16 protein-coding genes and 1 tRNA gene are annotated in these 14,380 nt (G+C 68.6%); 6 read left to right on the plus strand and 11 right to left on the minus strand.

The genetic code is table 11. The annotated features are described in order from the left end of the window. Positions 1 to 11 precede the first annotated feature (11 nt). Positions 12 to 665 (plus strand): phosphoribosylformylglycinamidine synthase subunit PurQ, encoded by a 654-nt coding sequence (purQ, locus tag KBZ12_RS01625; RefSeq protein ID WP_254955931.1) that lies wholly within the window; start codon positions 12 to 14, stop codon positions 663 to 665. Between the two features lie 4 nt (positions 666 to 669). Here purQ and KBZ12_RS01630 read toward each other — a convergent pair whose 3' ends face one another. Further along, positions 670 to 1,269: a peroxiredoxin gene (locus KBZ12_RS01630; RefSeq protein ID WP_254956028.1), complete on the minus strand. Its 600-nt coding sequence runs from the start codon at positions 1,267 to 1,269 to the stop codon at positions 670 to 672. Between the two features lie 92 nt (positions 1,270 to 1,361). Between KBZ12_RS01630 and KBZ12_RS01635 the strand changes: the two genes are divergently transcribed. Further along, positions 1,362 to 1,727, plus strand: a complete 366-nt coding sequence (locus tag KBZ12_RS01635) for a hypothetical protein (RefSeq protein ID WP_254955932.1) — start codon at positions 1,362 to 1,364, stop codon at positions 1,725 to 1,727. Between the two features lie 124 nt (positions 1,728 to 1,851). Here the strand turns inward: KBZ12_RS01635 and KBZ12_RS01640 are convergent. From KBZ12_RS01640 to psb32, 6 genes are all read right to left on the minus strand, one after another. Then, positions 1,852 to 1,925: transfer RNA gene (locus KBZ12_RS01640), tRNA-Met, on the minus strand. A gap of 46 nt (positions 1,926 to 1,971) precedes the next feature. Further along, entirely contained in the window at positions 1,972 to 2,997 is a 1,026-nt protein-coding gene (locus tag KBZ12_RS01645) for a M23 family metallopeptidase (RefSeq protein ID WP_254955933.1), read from the minus strand. 139 nt (positions 2,998 to 3,136) lie between these two features. Beyond that, positions 3,137 to 3,628, minus strand: coding sequence for a tRNA (cytidine(34)-2'-O)-methyltransferase (locus tag KBZ12_RS01650; protein ID WP_254955934.1), 492 nt, complete (start codon positions 3,626 to 3,628; stop codon positions 3,137 to 3,139). A gap of 12 nt (positions 3,629 to 3,640) precedes the next feature. After that, the gene (locus KBZ12_RS01655) at positions 3,641 to 4,219 is read right to left on the minus strand and encodes a bifunctional adenosylcobinamide kinase/adenosylcobinamide-phosphate guanylyltransferase (RefSeq protein ID WP_254955935.1); all 579 of its coding nucleotides are present in this window, start codon (positions 4,217 to 4,219) and stop codon (positions 3,641 to 3,643) included. Next, complete coding sequence (pxcA, locus tag KBZ12_RS01660) at positions 4,209 to 5,354, minus strand: proton extrusion protein PcxA (protein ID WP_254955936.1); 1,146 nt, start codon at positions 5,352 to 5,354, stop codon at positions 4,209 to 4,211. The genes KBZ12_RS01655 and pxcA overlap by 11 nt, the downstream gene beginning before the upstream one ends. 22 nt (positions 5,355 to 5,376) lie before the next feature. Continuing rightward, the gene (psb32, locus tag KBZ12_RS01665; protein ID WP_254955939.1) at positions 5,377 to 6,063 is read right to left on the minus strand and encodes a photosystem II repair protein Psb32; all 687 of its coding nucleotides are present in this window, start codon (positions 6,061 to 6,063) and stop codon (positions 5,377 to 5,379) included. Between the two features lie 92 nt (positions 6,064 to 6,155). Here psb32 and KBZ12_RS01670 point away from each other — a divergent pair, with 92 nt between their 5' ends. Next, positions 6,156 to 6,794, plus strand: coding sequence for a cofactor assembly of complex C subunit B (locus tag KBZ12_RS01670; RefSeq protein WP_254955940.1), 639 nt, complete (start codon positions 6,156 to 6,158; stop codon positions 6,792 to 6,794). Here KBZ12_RS01670 and lptC read toward each other — a convergent pair. After that, complete coding sequence (gene lptC, locus KBZ12_RS01675; protein WP_254955941.1) at positions 6,757 to 7,890, minus strand: LPS export ABC transporter periplasmic protein LptC; 1,134 nt, start codon at positions 7,888 to 7,890, stop codon at positions 6,757 to 6,759. The two genes, KBZ12_RS01670 and lptC, sit on opposite strands and share 38 nt — an antisense overlap. After that, complete coding sequence (gene metG, locus KBZ12_RS01680) at positions 7,887 to 9,437, minus strand: methionine--tRNA ligase (protein WP_254955942.1); 1,551 nt, start codon at positions 9,435 to 9,437, stop codon at positions 7,887 to 7,889. Before metG ends, lptC begins: the two co-directional genes overlap by 4 nt. Positions 9,438 to 9,585: 148 nt before the next feature. Between metG and KBZ12_RS01685 the strand changes: the two genes are divergently transcribed. The 3 genes from KBZ12_RS01685 to KBZ12_RS01695 are packed head-to-tail and all read left to right on the plus strand — an operon-like array spanning position 9,586 to position 12,365. Then, positions 9,586 to 11,448 carry an FAD-dependent oxidoreductase gene (locus KBZ12_RS01685; RefSeq protein WP_254955943.1) on the plus strand — a complete coding sequence of 621 codons (1,863 nt, stop codon included), beginning with the start codon at positions 9,586 to 9,588 and terminating at the stop codon, positions 11,446 to 11,448. Continuing rightward, positions 11,445 to 12,020, plus strand: coding sequence for a hypothetical protein (locus KBZ12_RS01690; RefSeq protein ID WP_254955944.1), 576 nt, complete (start codon positions 11,445 to 11,447; stop codon positions 12,018 to 12,020). The genes KBZ12_RS01685 and KBZ12_RS01690 overlap by 4 nt, the downstream gene beginning before the upstream one ends. Before the next feature lie 36 nt (positions 12,021 to 12,056). Further along, the gene (locus KBZ12_RS01695; RefSeq protein WP_254955945.1) at positions 12,057 to 12,365 is read left to right on the plus strand and encodes a hypothetical protein; all 309 of its coding nucleotides are present in this window, start codon (positions 12,057 to 12,059) and stop codon (positions 12,363 to 12,365) included. 1,082 nt (positions 12,366 to 13,447) lie between these two features. Here the strand turns inward: KBZ12_RS01695 and KBZ12_RS01700 are convergent. Further along, positions 13,448 to 14,008 (minus strand): hypothetical protein, encoded by a 561-nt coding sequence (locus tag KBZ12_RS01700; protein ID WP_254955946.1) that lies wholly within the window; start codon positions 14,006 to 14,008, stop codon positions 13,448 to 13,450. 11 nt (positions 14,009 to 14,019) lie between these two features. After that, complete coding sequence (locus KBZ12_RS01705; RefSeq protein ID WP_254955947.1) at positions 14,020 to 14,376, minus strand: GNAT family N-acetyltransferase; 357 nt, start codon at positions 14,374 to 14,376, stop codon at positions 14,020 to 14,022. Between the last annotated feature and the right edge of the window lie 4 nt (positions 14,377 to 14,380).

A 14,380-nucleotide genomic window follows, 5' to 3' on the forward strand; every position in this document is an offset into this window, starting at 1 on the left:
GGAGCGGATCGATGACCGTCGGCATTGTTGTGTTTCCCGGCTCCAACTGTGACCGGGATGTGGCCTGGGCCCTGGAGGGCTGTCTCGACATCCCGGTGCGCTTCCTCTGGCATGAGGAGCGCGACCTGTCCGGCCTTCAGGCCGTGGTGCTGCCGGGGGGCTTCAGCTACGGCGACTACCTGCGCTGCGGCGCCATCGCCCGTTTCGCCCCGGTGCTGGAGGAGGTGCGCAGCTTCGCCGGACGCGGCGGCCCGGTGCTCGGCATCTGCAACGGCTTCCAGGTGCTCACGGAGATGGGCCTGCTCCCCGGAGCCCTCACCCGCAACCGGGATCTGCACTTCCTCTGCCAGAGCAGCGAACTGGAGGTGCAGCCCGGCCGCTGCCGCTGGCTGGGCGGCTACGGCGCCGGCGAGCGGATCAGCCTGCCCATCGCCCACGGCGAAGGGCGCTATCAGGTGGAGCCGCAGGACCTGCAGCGGCTCGAAGATCAGGGGTGTGTCGTGCTGCGCTACGTCGCCAATCCGAACGGATCGCTGGGTGATGTGGCCGGCCTGACGGATCCGACGGGCCGCGTGCTCGGCCTGATGCCCCATCCGGAGCGGGCCTGCGACCCGATCACCGGTGGCCTCGATGGCCGCCGCCTGCTGGCCTCGCTGCTCGGTTGATCCCTCAGTCCAGGGTGGCGAAGAAGTCGCGGCTGCCCCGGGGGTCGCTCGCCAGGGTTCGACCGCCCGGGCCCCAGTCGGCGGGACAGACCTGACCCGGATGGTTTCGCACCCACTGGAAGGCCTGCAGCAGCCTGAGGGTTTCATCCACACTGCGGCCCACCGCCGGGTCGTTGATGGTGCAGTGGCGGATCACGCCATCGGGATCGATCAGGAACAGGCCCCTCAGGGCCGTGCCGGCCCCTTCGTCCAGCACCTGGTAGGCCCTGGCGATCTCCTTGTTGAGGTCGGAGATCAGCGGATAGGCCACATCCCCGAGCCCACCGCTCCTGCGTTCGGTCTGCACCCAGGCCAGATGGCTGTAGGGACTGTCAACGGAGACGGCCAGGATGTCGGTGGCGAGGCGGGCGAATTCAGCGTGGCGGTCGCTGAAGGCGGTGATCTCCGTGGGACAGACGAAGGTGAAATTGAGCGGGTAGAAGAACAGCACCACATGCCTGCCGCGGTAGTCACGCAGTGACAGATCGCGGAACTCCTGATCCACCACGGCGGTGGCGCGAAAGTCGGGGGCCTGAAGGCCGACGAGCCTGCCGGTGCTGGTCATGGTGGCGCCGTCCTCGGGAGCGGGATCAACCCCCATGCTGCCCCCACCGAGCCTGGCCGTACGATGGTTGTCAAGTCAGCGATGAATCCGCGATGGGTTGGGATCCAGCCGTTCTGCGTAAGTACAACACCACCGGTCATTTCCGCCTGATCAATCAGCTTCGCTCCGAGCTCAAGGGCAACCCCTTGATCCGCCCCAAGGACGGCGAAACCGTGGGTGCGGCCAACCGCAGCAAGAGTCTCACCCGGGCCCTTCAGAACCATGCCCAGGCAGGGGGTTACGGCCGCAGCCGCCGTCCCATCCAGACTCCCCAGGCCGCTGCCCCTGCCCCCTTGCCTGTGATCGCACCCTTGCCTGTGAGCGCTCCGGTACAGGTATCGCAGGAAAGTGCAGAAAGTCAGGAGGCGGCCAATGCCCGCAGCTTCCGCGAACGGCTCAACGCCATCGAGATGCGCTGAAGCCCCCCCCGGGGTTTCCCTCAAATCGCTCCGTTGGCTCCATTGACCTGGAGTAGCGACAACTTAACCGACTGAAAATGGCCGGCCAAAAATAGGTCGATCCCATGGAATGGGATCTCCACAATGGCTCGGGGGAGACTTGAACTCCCGACCTTGGGGTTATGAATCCCACGCTCTAACCAGCTGAGCTACCGAGCCAATCGATGTGATCCTAGACGATCACCTTCACAGCCCCCCAGCCGGATCAGGCCCGGGGAGGGAGCATCTGCAGCGGATTGATGGCGCCGCGGCCGGGGGGGTGAATCTCGAAGTGCAGGTGGGGGCCGGTGCTGCGGCCGGTGCTGCCCATCTGGCTGATCACCTGTCCCTGGGAGACCATGTCGCCCGGGGCCACGAGCAGACGGCTGTTGTGGGCGTATAGGCTGCGGCTGCCATCAGGGTGGGCGATCTCGACCAGATAGCCGTAGCCGCCCTCATGCCAGCCGGCGAAGGAGACCTGCCCCTCCTTGGCAGCCATGATCGGTGTGCCGACATTGTTGGCGACATCAATGCCCTTGTGCATCCGGCCCCAACGCCAGCCGAAACCGGAGGTGAACACCCCTTTGGTGGGCCACATCCAGGTGGTCGAAGGGGCCGTGCCGCCGCCGTTGAACGGGGGCTGGGGGTCTTCACCGAAGTCGGGAATGTCGGGCCAGCTGATGCCGCCGCTTGTCGAGGGTTTCAGGCCCAGCAGCATGCGGGTCCGGCCGGGGGCCGACTGGGCGAGGCGCACCTGGCTGCCCACCACAAGCCGGGCGGTTTCCAGACCTGGATTCAGACGAACCAGCTCGGCCACGCTGAGGCCGTAGCGCTGGGCCAGCTTCAGCACGGTGTCGCCAAAGCGCACCACACCGTCGTTTTCCACCGGCGGTGGGATGGAGACAGGTGGGGACTGGCGCTGAACCGAGGTGTCGAGAGAGGCGATGCGCCCCAGGCGCTCCTTGCCCCGGGAGGGCACCACCAGCCAGTCGCCGTTGCCAAAGCGATGGTCTTCATCCACGTCGTTCAGACGGGCCAGGCGGCTCTCGTCAAGGTCGAGGGCGCTGGAGAGCTCCTCGATGGAAACGGTGCGGCGCACCTTGACCCAGACCCGATCAGCGGATGTGGGCAGGGACGCCAGGAGAGTTTCGGTGGACACCGTGTTGGGGGTGTCGTCAGCCAGAACAGCCACGAGCGGCACGACGGCCGGTGTGGAGAGCAGAAAGGGAAGAATCAAGCGGAAAGGCTTCATGCATTTCACATCCATCGGACAAGACCCGGCAGAGAAGCCAACATCTGGGAGTCGGCCAGAGAGTAGCGCTATGAACCTCCTGCAGCAAGGTTCATCAGGCACAACTCGGTCCGGACACCGGCAGTCCTCCGATCCGATCTCAGGGCGCGCTGCCCCCGTCTGGCCCCAGCTGGCGCAGGGCCTCGAACAGCACGATGCCAACGGACACCGAGAGATTCAGGCTGCGGACTCCCCCCTCGCCCTGGCGGGCCCGGCGGGCCATGGGGATCGTGAGCCGCGCCTCGGCCGTCGCCTGCAGGGCGTTCGGTAATCCGTCCGTCTCCCGTCCGAACAGCAGCCAGTCGTCATTTCGGAAGCGGAATTCCGTGTAGGTCGCCTCCACCTGGCTGCTGAGGGCGATCAGGCGGCCGCCGCGCCGCTGCCGTTCCGCCAGGAAGCAGGCCAGGTCGGCGTGGAGCTGCAGCGACACCCAGGGCCAGTAGTCCAGGCCGGCCCGGCGCAGATGGCGGTCGCTGATCGTGAATCCGAGGGGTTCAATCAGATGGAGCTCCGAGCCTGTGGCGGCGCAGGTGCGCGCCACGTTGCCCGTGTTCGGGGGAATCTGGGGCTGATAAAGAACAACGCGGGGCATGGGGCGTGGCCCTCAGTGCTCGGCAGGGACGGGCTGACTGAGGGCCAGCAGGTCGATGGCGCGGCCCTGCAGGACGAGCCAGGCGGCCTCGCTCTGGCCCTGGAGCTCCTGCTGCATCGTCCCCAGCCGGTCGCGGAAGCGGGATCCCGCCGCCGTGGCCGGGACCACCCCCCAACCCGTTTCCTCGCAGACGACCACCAGGGGCGCCCGGCAGCGGCGGATGGCGGTGATCAGGTCGGCGCAGCAGAGCGCCCAGCTCTCCGGCTCCAGGTCCAGATGGGCGGCCACCCAGGTGCCGAGGGAATCCACCAGGCCCAGCTGGGCAGGTTCCAGGTCGGCGAGGGCGGCAGCGAGTTCACCGCCCACCTCACGGCAGCCCCACTGGGGCGGGCGCCGCTGGCGATGGCGCTGCAGCCGCTCCTGCCAGGACGGGTCGTCGGGAAGGGACGGCCCTGTGGCCAGATACACCACGGCCAGGCCGCTGCGGGCCGCCAGATGTTCGGCCCAGCGGCTCTTTCCCCCCCGCGAGGGGCCGCTGACGAGGGTGAGGCTTGGCTGGCGATGGCCCCCGGAGGGAAACTCAACCGCCACCGTTCATGTTGCGCAGGGTGGCCACAGAGGAGGGCGAGACGCGGTTGAGGTAACGGAAGATCCAGTACTTGAAGATCGTGGCCAGCACCACCGGGAAGGTGGCGATGAAGAGCATTACAAAGTTCTCCCTGGCCGGCAATCCGAGATGGTGGGCAACACCATCGAGTAGCACGGTCCAGCCTTCCGGACTGTGGAATCCAACGAAGATGTCCGTGAATAGAATGATGGCGAATGCCTTGGCACTGTCGCTCAATCCATACACCAATTCATCGATGAAGCCCCGCAGCACCTGGATATCGCGGCGCCCGAAGATGGCGATCACCACAAAGCCGATGAAGCCACAGAGATCGGCCAGGACGTTCTTGATGGCATGGGTGCTCTCCTGATCGGCCTCCTCCTTGAGCTCCTGGGCCCGCTTGGCCAGATCCGATTGGAGCTCCTCGCGGCTGGGCAGGGCCTTGCCCGCCAGCAAGGCATCGAACTCGATCTCCGCCTGGTACACGCGCAGCTTCTCGACCGCCCGCTCCTCCAGGTGGGGTTTCGGGTAGGTGAGGAAAGCGTTGTCGGGGGCGAAGCGATCCACCAGGGGCGACACGATGTAGGTGCGGCTCACCTGCTGCACCAGCACCGGCACCAGAATCAGCAGCAGCAGGATGCGCAGGGAGACCAGGGTGGAGTCGCGGCGGCGGCGGAAGCCCGCCACCACACTCGCCTCGGCGTCCGGGTCGAGCTGGCGACGCACCGTGTCGAACACGCTCACCAGGCTGCGGGGCAGCATTTCCGGCGAGCGGCTGAGGGCCGGCAGCTCCTCCCGTGCCACCGCATAGCGGGCGGCGACCGTCTCGATCAGCTGGAACTGGCGCAGTTCCTGGCCGGAGAGTTCCTTGCGGTAGGGGGCCAGGATTTCCCTGCACTGGCGGCAGACCTGCAGGGCAGCCCGGAAGCGGCGGATCAACTGGGCCTGCATCGCCCGCGGAATGCTCAGCTCCAGCTCCGGCCGCACCGGGCGGTCGTTGTAATGCTCCATCTCGATGCTCTGGATGAGCAGGGCGGCCTCGTAGCCGCGCTCGAGATCAGAGCTCAGGTCGAGAGACTGGGCCCGCCCGAAGGTGCCCATCCAGTTCGTCAGTCCCATGGGGAGGCGGCTATCGGGGGAATCAACGGGAGAAGACCCACCAGGTGAGCATCGGCACCACGGTCCCCACCACCAGAAGAACGATCACCCAGGTGAAGGCGTTGCTGCTGGAGGTTTCCTCACGGGTGGGAATGTTGCTGACGACGGCGGCGGTCTCCTCGACGACGGGTTCGCCCGGATCTTCACCGCCCTGGAGAACGGTGGCAAGGCGCTGCAGGGCATCGACGGTGGCCTGGCGATAGCGATCACCGCTGCGCAGGGGCTGGGCCATCGTCGTGGCGGCGGTGCTGTCCAGCAGCTCGCTGGGCAGTTGCCGGTCGAGGGGGGCCTGGACGGCAATTGCCGTGGCCCGGGTCTGGGTGTCGAGCAGCAACAGCAGCAGGGGATCCGGGCTGGTGCCGGCCGGGGGATCGGCCGTCCAGCGCTCCAGCAGCTGGTTGGCCAGGCTGTCGAGACCCAGGCCGTAGTCGAGCCGCGTGAGGGTGATCAGCCGGGCATCGACCCGTTCAGCGGAGAAGCTCTCCAGCTGGTGCTCGATCTCGGCCTTGCCGGCCCGGCTGAGCACCTTGGCGTCATCGAGCACGTGCTCGGCCGGTGGGCGGGGGGGCAGGTCGGTGGCGGACACGGCCAAAGCGGCAGCGACAGGAGCGACCAGCACCAGGACAAGGGCCAGCACCAAGGAGAGCAGGGACCGGCGCAGAGAGGTCACTGAAGCCAAGACCATCGTGCGAGACGCCACCAGTCTGCCGTTGCGGCTGCGTTCCGGCATCCTGAAGGGTCCTTTGATACCTGAACTCCACGATGGCGATGCCCGCCGCCGCCCGCGTTGTTCTGGCCTGTGGTCTGACGGGACTGGGCCTGGTGGTGCTCAACCAGATGACCGCCCCCAGCCTCGACCCTTCCCTGGAGCGGGCCTCGGTGCTGGGCAGCATCCTGTCGGTGCTGCTGCTGCTGGTGGCCCTGCTCTGGCAGCGGGTGGAGCCCGTGGCGCCGGAGCGGGTGCCCCTGGAGGGGCGTGAGGGGCTGCACCTGGCCTCTGATCTGGACGCTGCCCTGGCCGAAGAGCTGGGCTGGGGCAGCACGATGCTCCTGACCGCCACGCCGGCGGCGGTGGTGTTGCTCCACTGGCGCGGCCGGATCCTGCTGGAAAGGGGTCTGCTGGGCAGCGGTGGCTTTCGGCCGGGGGCGATCTGCCTGCGCAGCATGGCGACCGGCAAGGCGATCTCCCTGGTGGATCTGAAGCTCTACCCGGGTCGGGAGGAGTTCGCCGCCCTGCCCGCTGGGCTACCGGCCGTGCTGGTCCAGCCGCTGGGGCAGGAGGGGGTGCTGGTGCTGGGCGGCTGGTCGCCGCGCTGCTTCAGCCGCAGCGATCTGACCTGGGTGGAGGGCTGGGGCCGGCGCCTCACAGGCGAATTGGCTCAGGTTTCGGGCGAGGCGTAGCCGGCCGTGGAGGTGTCGTCGACGGCGGCACCTGGAACTGGCTGAACACCTGCCCGCCCGGAGCCGTGACGACAACGGAGCCCTTCTCCCCGAGCTGGCCCCGCAGCACGCTGCCGCGGGTGAGCTGGCGGCTGGCGGGCCGCTGCAGCAGCACCGAGCCATCGGCGGTGACCGCCTGGGTCTGCCAGTTCCAGGAGCAGCTGCGGGCCTCGAGGGTGGCACCGTCCTGCTGCAGGAAGCAGCCCGACGGGATCCGCACCAGATGCCGGCCGGCGTCCACCTGCAGGGCCTTGCCCCGGGCGCTGGCGCCGCCGGCCACGGCCGGGTCGCTGAACAGCACCGGCGGTCCGAGGTTGAACAGCTGGGTCTGGGTGTTGCCGTTCAGGGACATGGCCGTGAGGGTCTGGAGGGGGGCGCCAGGGGCCGAGCCCGGCGGCCGCCGCTCCCCCAGCACGGGGCCGCGGGCGGTGAGGGTACCGCTGCCCGGTTGCCACTGCACCGAGGACACCGTCAACAGGATCTGGGGAGCTCCGACGGGGTTGGCCCGGAAGGGGTCAAAGGCCAGGGCCCAGCGCTGCAGCTGGGGTTTGCCCTGCAGCTCCAGGGTGTCCTTGTCGAGGCGGAAGGTGGCCCTCTGGGCGGAGAGCCGGGTGTGGGGGTCGAAACCCTCCGGATGGCGGTCGATCTCCATCAGGTTGCGGGAGGGAAGCCAACGCACCCGGGAGCCCTGGATCATCACCGGCTCTTTGCCCAGCCGCTGCAGCCGGATCCGCCCCTCCAGCAGGATCACGGCCCCGTCGTTGATCACCGTTCCGCTGGAGGCCTCCAGCCGGTAGGCGGGCTTGCCGTTGCTGAAGATCACGCCGCGGGGCTGAAGGGCCCGGGCCACCCGCCGCCGCAGATCGTAGCGGGCCTCCGGGCTGCTCAGCTCCCAGTTCGGCCGCCCGAAGACATCCTGCTGGCGCAGATCCAGGGAGCGGAACACAAAGGGAGTGGGAGCCGTCTCGCGGACCACTTCACCGCCACCACAGGCCGTGATCAGCAGCAGCAGCGGGGCCGCCAGGTGCCAGGGACGGGCCAGGAGGGAAGGGGTCAAAGGGGGGAATCCAGTTCCAGACGGTGCAGCACCGGCGTCGGCTCGGGCAGCTCAAGGCCGCAGGCCAGCTTCCCCCAGTGTCGGGCCGCCGTCCAGCCGGTGTCGGGCGAAAGGGCCGGCTGGGCCAGCTGGTCGAGCATGCGACCGGAGAGATCCGGCAGCAGGGGGGCCAGCAGGACCGCCAGCCAGCGGCTGGTCTCCAGCACGGCATAGAGGTCCTCGGCCACCCCGGCGCGGCTTTCCTCAGCCTTGATCGCTTTCCAGGGGGCGCGATCGTTGAGGAAGCCGTTGGCCGCCTCGGCCAGCTCCAGGATGGCAGCGGCCGCGGTGCGGAAATCCAGCGACTCGAGAGCCCTGTCGACGGTCTCGGCGCAGGCCAGGCAGCGCAGGGCCAGGGGATGGTCGCCGCCAGCGGCGGCCCCGGCCGGCGGCACGGCCCCGTCGAACCAGCGCCGCGCCATTGAGGAGGTGCGGTTGAGCAGGTTGCCGATCGTGTTGGCCAGATCGTTGTTGACCAGATCGCTGAAGCGCTGCTGCTGGAAATCGCCGTCATCGCCGAAGGGGATGTCCCGCAGCAGGTACCAGCGCACCGCATCGACGCCGCAGCGCTCCAGCAGGACGTCGGGATCGAGCACGTTGCCCAGGGACTTGCCCATCTTCTGGCCCTCCCGGGTGAGGAAGCCGTGGCCGAAGACTTTCTCCGGCAGAGGTAGGCCGGCCGAGAGCAGCATGGCCGGCCAGTAGACGGCATGGAAACGCAGGATGTCCTTGCCGATCACGTGCAGCTGGGCGGGCCAGCCGCGCTCGGCCAGAAGGCCGAGGTCGGCGGGGTCACCGGGCTCCAGCAGGGCCGAGAGGTAACCCAGCAGGGCGTCGAACCAGACATAAAAGGTATGGCCCTCGTAGCCGGGCACGGGGATGCCCCAGGGCAGGTCGAGGCGGGAGATCGAGAAGTCCCGCAGACCGCCGGCGACGAAGTTCTCCACCTCCCGGCGGCGGGAGCGCGGCGCGATGAAGCCGTCGCTGGCCACCAGTTGCTCGATTTGCTCCTGGTACCTGGAGAGGCGGAAGAAGAGATTCAGCTCATCACGCCACTCCAGGGGGCGCAAGTGGATGGAGCAGTGGGGCTCGGTGGCCGCCGGCGACTCCTCCTTGAATTCCTCGCAGGCGACGCAGTACCACCCCTGCTGACGGCCCTCCACCACATCGCCGCTGGCCTCGACCCGGGCGAAAAACTGCTCCACGATGGCCCGATGGCGAGGGTCGGTGGTGCGGATGAAGCGGTCGTTGCTGATCCCCCAGCGGCGCCACAGGTCGCGGTACTCGCCGCTGATGGCGTCGCAGTGGGCCTGGGGGGTGAGGCCGGCCGCCTCGGCCGAGCGCTGGATCTTCAGTCCGTGCTCGTCGCAGCCGGTGATGAAGGTGACCGTCTCGCCCTGCAGCCTCCGGAAGCGGGCGATGCTGTCGCAGGCGAGGGTGGTGTAAGTGCTGCCCAGGTGGGCGCGGTCGTTGACGTAATAGAGGGGGGTGGTGAGGGTATAGGTCATCGGCAGGCGACGTCGGCCGGGTCCGCCGGCGGCAGGAGGGTGTCCCGTGACGCCCCCATGACGCCCTTGGGCCCAGGCCCGGGGCCCGGATCCTACCCATGGCCCCGGGATGGGATGCTGGCCCCCTGACCCCGGCCCCTTCACCCCGATGCGCACGGGCTTCGATCGCAGGGCGGAGGTGCTCGTCTGGGGCGGCGGCAGCGGTGGTGTGGCCGCCGCGCTGCAGGCCGCCCGCTCCGGCGCCGACACCCTGCTGCTCACCCCCGGCCCCTGGCTCGGCGGCATGGTGAGCGCCGCGGGGGTGTGCGCCCCGGACGGCAATGAGCTCAGCCCCTGGCAGAGCGGCCTGTGGGGTGCGTTGCTGAGGGCCCTGCAATGGATCGAGCCGGAGGGGCTGGATCAGAACTGGGTGAGCTGCTTCGGCTACCGCCCCGCCAGTGCCGAGCGCATCCTGCGCCGCTGGGTGGCCGCCGAGGAACGGCTGGACTGGTGGTCCGGCGTGCGGCTGGAGGCGGTGGAGCGCGACGGTGACCGCATCGGCGCCGTGACCGTGGAGCACCGGGGCGTTCAGCGGCGCCTTCAGCCGACGGTTGTGATCGACGGCAGCGACCGGGGTGAGCTCTATCCCCTGGCCGGGGCCCCCTTCCGCTTCGGCTGGGAAGCCAAGGAGCAGTGGCAGGAACCCAGTGCCCCCACGGCTGAGCGCCTCGGCAGTGATCCCTTCTTCCAGCGGCAGCCCATCCAGTCGCCCACCTGGGTGTGCCTTGGCCAGCTGGACGAACGGGAGGGACCCCAGTCCCCCGAGGCCGAGGCCTGGCGCCGCAGCCCCCCCCGCCTGCCTGAGCCGTTCGCGGCGGCCACCGAATCCTTCGGCCTGGAGCGCACCCTCACCTACGGCCGCCTGCCAGGCGGGCTGGTGATGCTGAACTGGCCCCTGCACGGCAACGACTGGCACGACGGCCTGGAGCGGGCCTTCGCCGAGCAGGTTGCCGGCGGCGCCGCCGATGCCGCAGCGGCCGAGTGTGATCTGCTTGAGTCCATGCGGGCCCACAGCGAGGCCTTCGCCGCCGCCCTGCGCCAGGCCAGCGGCGGCTGGCTGGGGCCGGCGGCGGTGTTTCCCACAGCCGAGGAGGCCAGCGCCGGAAGGCTCAGCGGTTCTGGATCGCTGGCCCTGATGCCCTACTGGCGCGAGGGCCGCCGGCTGGTGGCCCGGGAGCTGGTGCTGGAGCAGCATCTGCTGCCCCAGGGGCAGGGCGCCTGCATCGCCCCACCCAGCCGCGCCGCCGACGGCAGCCTCAGCAGCATTGCGGTGGGCAACTACGCCAACGATCACCACTACCCCGGCAGCGACTGGCCCCTGGCCCCCAAAAGCTGCCGCTGGGGCGGGCGCTGGAGCGGCACGCCCTTCGCCATCCCCTACGGCGCCCTGGTGAGTGGGGCGGTGTCCAACCTGCTGGCGGCCGACAAGGGCTTCGGCGTCAGCCACATGGCCAACGGGGCCACCCGTCTGCAGCCCCTGGTGATCAACATCGGCCAGGCCGCAGGACTGGCGGCCGCCCTGTGCGTGCGCGATGGAGTGGAGCCGGCCGCCCTGCCGGTGCGCCGGCTGCAGAAGGCCCTGATCGCTGATCCCGTGGCCCCGGCTGCTGTGGTGCCGCTGTGGGACACCCCCTGGCACCACCCCCTGTGGCACGAGCGCCAGCGCCAGGCGCTGGAGGCGCCGGAGCGGATCGACCGCCACGGGCAGCTGGTGGCGGGCGCGGAGCTGGCGGCGCCGGCGGGCTGGGCCCCTCCCCCCGAGCCCGGCGAGCGCCTCTGGCGGGGCGAGCTGGTGCCCGATGGCAAGGGCGGCTACATGCTCCACGGCGAGGCGGGGTCCTGGCCGCTGATCACCCTGGAGCCGGCCCTGCACCACTGGCTGCTGGGCCTCGATCGCCCCACCCCTGTGGCCCTGATCGGCTGTGCCAACCCCTGGGGCCCCTGGCTGCGGGTGTCGCGGGTCGTGCCGTGAAGCTGCTGTTCAGCGGCGCGGCCATCGTCCTCACCTTTGCGGCCTTCCTCCCTTACATCGTCTCGATCCGCTCAGGTCGCACCCGACCCCATGGGTTCTCCTGGCTGATCTGGGGCGTCACCACGCTGCTGGTGTTCCTGGCCCAGAGGGCCGGGGGGGCCGGCGTCGGGGCCTGGCCCACCGCCGTGTCGGCCCTGATCACCTTCCACATCGCCTGGCTGGCCTTCGCCCATGGCGCCGACCAGGAGATCACCACGACCGACTGGCTGTTCCTGGCCGGCGCAGCCTCGGCCCTGCCCTTCTGGTTCCTCACCGCCGATCCCCTCTGGGCGGTAGTGGTGCTCACCGTGGTGGATCTGCTGGGCTTCGGCCCCACGTTGCGGCGGGCCTATCACCACCCGGCGCAGGAACGGATCGGCTTCTTCGGCCTGTTCGTGCTGCGCAACCTGCTGGTGCTCCTGTCCCTGGAGCGTCTGACGCTCACGACAGCGTTGTTCCCTGCGGCGGTGGGACTGGGTTGCGTGGGGATGGTGGTGCTATTGATCTGGCGTCGCAGCTACCTGCTGGCCTGAGCTCGGCGAGGATGGGCTGGATCAGCCTCGATGCCCATGGCCGTCAACTCCCCCGGAACCGCCAGCCGGCCCCTGCTGCTCTCCCTGGCCGGTTCGGCGCTGCTGCTGGCGTCGCTGCCCGCCCTGGCCCAGGGGCTCAACAACATGCGCGACCAGCTGATCATCCACTACTGCACCCTGGCGGTGAACGCCGACTTCGCCAAGGCGGGCAAGACGGTGCCGGCCGGCCTGGCGAAGGACACCTGCACCTGCGTGGCCGAGCAGGTGAATGCCCGGGCGACGATCCCCCAGGCCGAAGCCATCTGCAAGCAGCAGGCGCTGGGCAATTACAACCTCAGTCCCTGAGATGGGGGCCAGCGTTTTCGAGGCCCGCGAGAGCTTCAAGGCCGTGCTGGATCGCGTCGAGATAACCCAATGGAAACGGTTGACCTGCTGCGCTCGCCCGCCAATGCGTTGGTCCAGTCCAGTCGGATTGACCCTGAACACCGTCTGGTGTTTTGCCTCGAGTCAAGGCTGCGGGGAGGAATCGGTTGCAGCCCCACCAACGTCCGTCACGGCCTCCACCGCCATGGCAAGGATCAAATAAGGGGGACAACCAATGTGCCCATCGATACCGCCGAAGTGGCCAGTTGGCTTCTGGTGTAAATTGGGCGAATAAGAATGAATTTTGTGTGAAACAAGCTGCCCTCAGAGCTTGTATTGCTGCCGCCCTTGCTGTTTCCACGGCCTCCTTGTTGGCTCCACAGGCAGCATCAGCTCTCGACTTCACCTTCTCTTTTGCAGGTGTGTCGGGCCTTATAGAGAACCTTGTTTAGGGTCCAAACACCTGCGATGCAACTTCATCTTGCGTTGTGAAGGTGACTAACAACGGAGGGACCGGCGCTGCCGCCGGCGCCTACCTTTCGCAGCTCGGATTTCAATTTTTCGTGGGCGGTGGGGTGGTAGTCAGTTGGGTGGGGAACGGCACGGCGGATGCGTGGCCGGCACCGGGTGGGTCGCGCCTAGACCTTGGGGCCCCATCATCATTGGCTTTCGGGGTGTGTTCTGACCCGAGGGACTGTCCCTCGAGCGTTTCCGGTCCCGTGACGTTTTCGCCAGCACCAGCGTCGTCTTTCCAAGGCCCCCTGCCCCTCTTCGGTGCTGTCGCCGCCTTCGGCTTCAGCCGCAAGCTGAGGAACCGCATCAAAGTTACCAGAACCACTGCGCCCACTCGTCCAGCGGGCTGAGCGATACCTGGCACCTTCAGCCCTCCTGTGGTCCCCTCTGCCGCGCTGCAAGGGGGCCATTGTTTGGTTGGCACGCCGGCGCCACGCCACGGCTGCTCGAACAACTTGTTCCTGCTGATTCCGGATCTCACCAGCACCGATTTCCCCATCGCAGCCCCCCTTCTTTCTCCTCCCTCTGCAGCCACTTGTGGCCCCGCTGATCTAATCCCAGCTGCTTGCCCTGGCCCCGTTGGCCCTTTGGAACAGTTCCGCCAGCCGTTGCCATTCCTCCGGCAGCGGCAGATCCACCCCACCGCCACCCCACGGCAGCAGCAGCTGGCCCGCTGCCATCCCCTTCCTGCTGCCACCCTTCCCGCCCCTGCCGCCATCCCGTTGCAGCAGCCTGCTACCCCAGCCAGATTTGCGGGCCGGCTTGGCCCGTGGCCGGTAGTGCCGGCAGTAGTGCGCATACCTTCTGGCGCATCCCTCCAGCGTCGGCGCCAGCTGCAGGAAGGCCGGGTGCCATTCGCTCAACCCATCCCCCGCCAGCCCCTCGTCGTGCCCGTAGTTGCTGTAGGGGTCATGGAACCCCTTGCGCACCCCGGCCGCCTTCGGGTTGGCGTGGATGGTCGGCAGCGTTGCCAGCAGCGCCCCGTGAGCCGGTTCAGCACCATCGCCGAGGGTCCAGCCGATCGACTGCAAGATCCGTGGCAGGCCCCCCCTGCTGGCGGTGCAGCAGCCATCGGGGAGCTGCCTGGTGGTGCGGCCCAAGGTTTCCAACATCCACAATCAACTCAGGCCTCCACCTTTTCGCCCAGTTGCAGCAGCAGCGTCAGGGCGCTGATCGGTGAGGGGCGGAACCCCATGGAGCGGTAGAACGCCGCCGCCTGTTCATCAATCGCGTGCACCAGCAGGGCTCTGGCCCCGATCAGTTGGCGGGCCTGGAGGCTGCGGCTAATGGCTTCGGCAACCAAAGCATGGCCGAGACCCCGACCCTGATGGCGCCGGTCGACGGCCAGCCGCCCCAGAACCACCACGGGCAAAGGGTCCGGCGCGTTGCGCCGCAAACCGCCAGGCACCTCGGCGAGCACGACCGCGCCAGCAGAGAGGCAGACGTAGGCGATCACCTCATCGCTTGGCTCAGGGCACACCACC

This window comes from Cyanobium sp. Cruz CV13-4-11 (assembly GCF_024346055.1).
Classification (GTDB): Bacteria; Cyanobacteriota; Cyanobacteriia; order PCC-6307; family Cyanobiaceae; genus Cyanobium.

Bases quoted from the DNA above. Each gene is read 5' to 3' on its own strand.
- purQ (WP_254955931.1), top strand. From the start codon at position 12: ATGACCGTCGGCATTGTTGTGTTTCCCGGCTCCAACTGTGACCGGGAT.
- KBZ12_RS01630 (WP_254956028.1), bottom strand. From the start codon at position 1,269: ATGACCAGCACCGGCAGGCTCGTCGGCCTTCAGGCCCCCGACTTTCGC.
- KBZ12_RS01635 (WP_254955932.1), top strand. From the start codon at position 1,362: ATGGGTTGGGATCCAGCCGTTCTGCGTAAGTACAACACCACCGGTCAT.
- KBZ12_RS01645 (WP_254955933.1), bottom strand. From the start codon at position 2,997: ATGAAGCCTTTCCGCTTGATTCTTCCCTTTCTGCTCTCCACACCGGCC.
- KBZ12_RS01650 (WP_254955934.1), bottom strand. From the start codon at position 3,628: ATGCCCCGCGTTGTTCTTTATCAGCCCCAGATTCCCCCGAACACGGGC.
- pxcA (WP_254955936.1), bottom strand. From the start codon at position 5,354: ATGGGACTGACGAACTGGATGGGCACCTTCGGGCGGGCCCAGTCTCTC.
- KBZ12_RS01670 (WP_254955940.1), top strand. From the start codon at position 6,156: ATGGCGATGCCCGCCGCCGCCCGCGTTGTTCTGGCCTGTGGTCTGACG.
- metG (WP_254955942.1), bottom strand. From the start codon at position 9,437: ATGACCTATACCCTCACCACCCCCCTCTATTACGTCAACGACCGCGCC.
- KBZ12_RS01685 (WP_254955943.1), top strand. From the start codon at position 9,586: ATGCGCACGGGCTTCGATCGCAGGGCGGAGGTGCTCGTCTGGGGCGGC.
- KBZ12_RS01695 (WP_254955945.1), top strand. From the start codon at position 12,057: ATGGCCGTCAACTCCCCCGGAACCGCCAGCCGGCCCCTGCTGCTCTCC.
- KBZ12_RS01700 (WP_254955946.1), bottom strand. From the start codon at position 14,008: ATGTTGGAAACCTTGGGCCGCACCACCAGGCAGCTCCCCGATGGCTGC.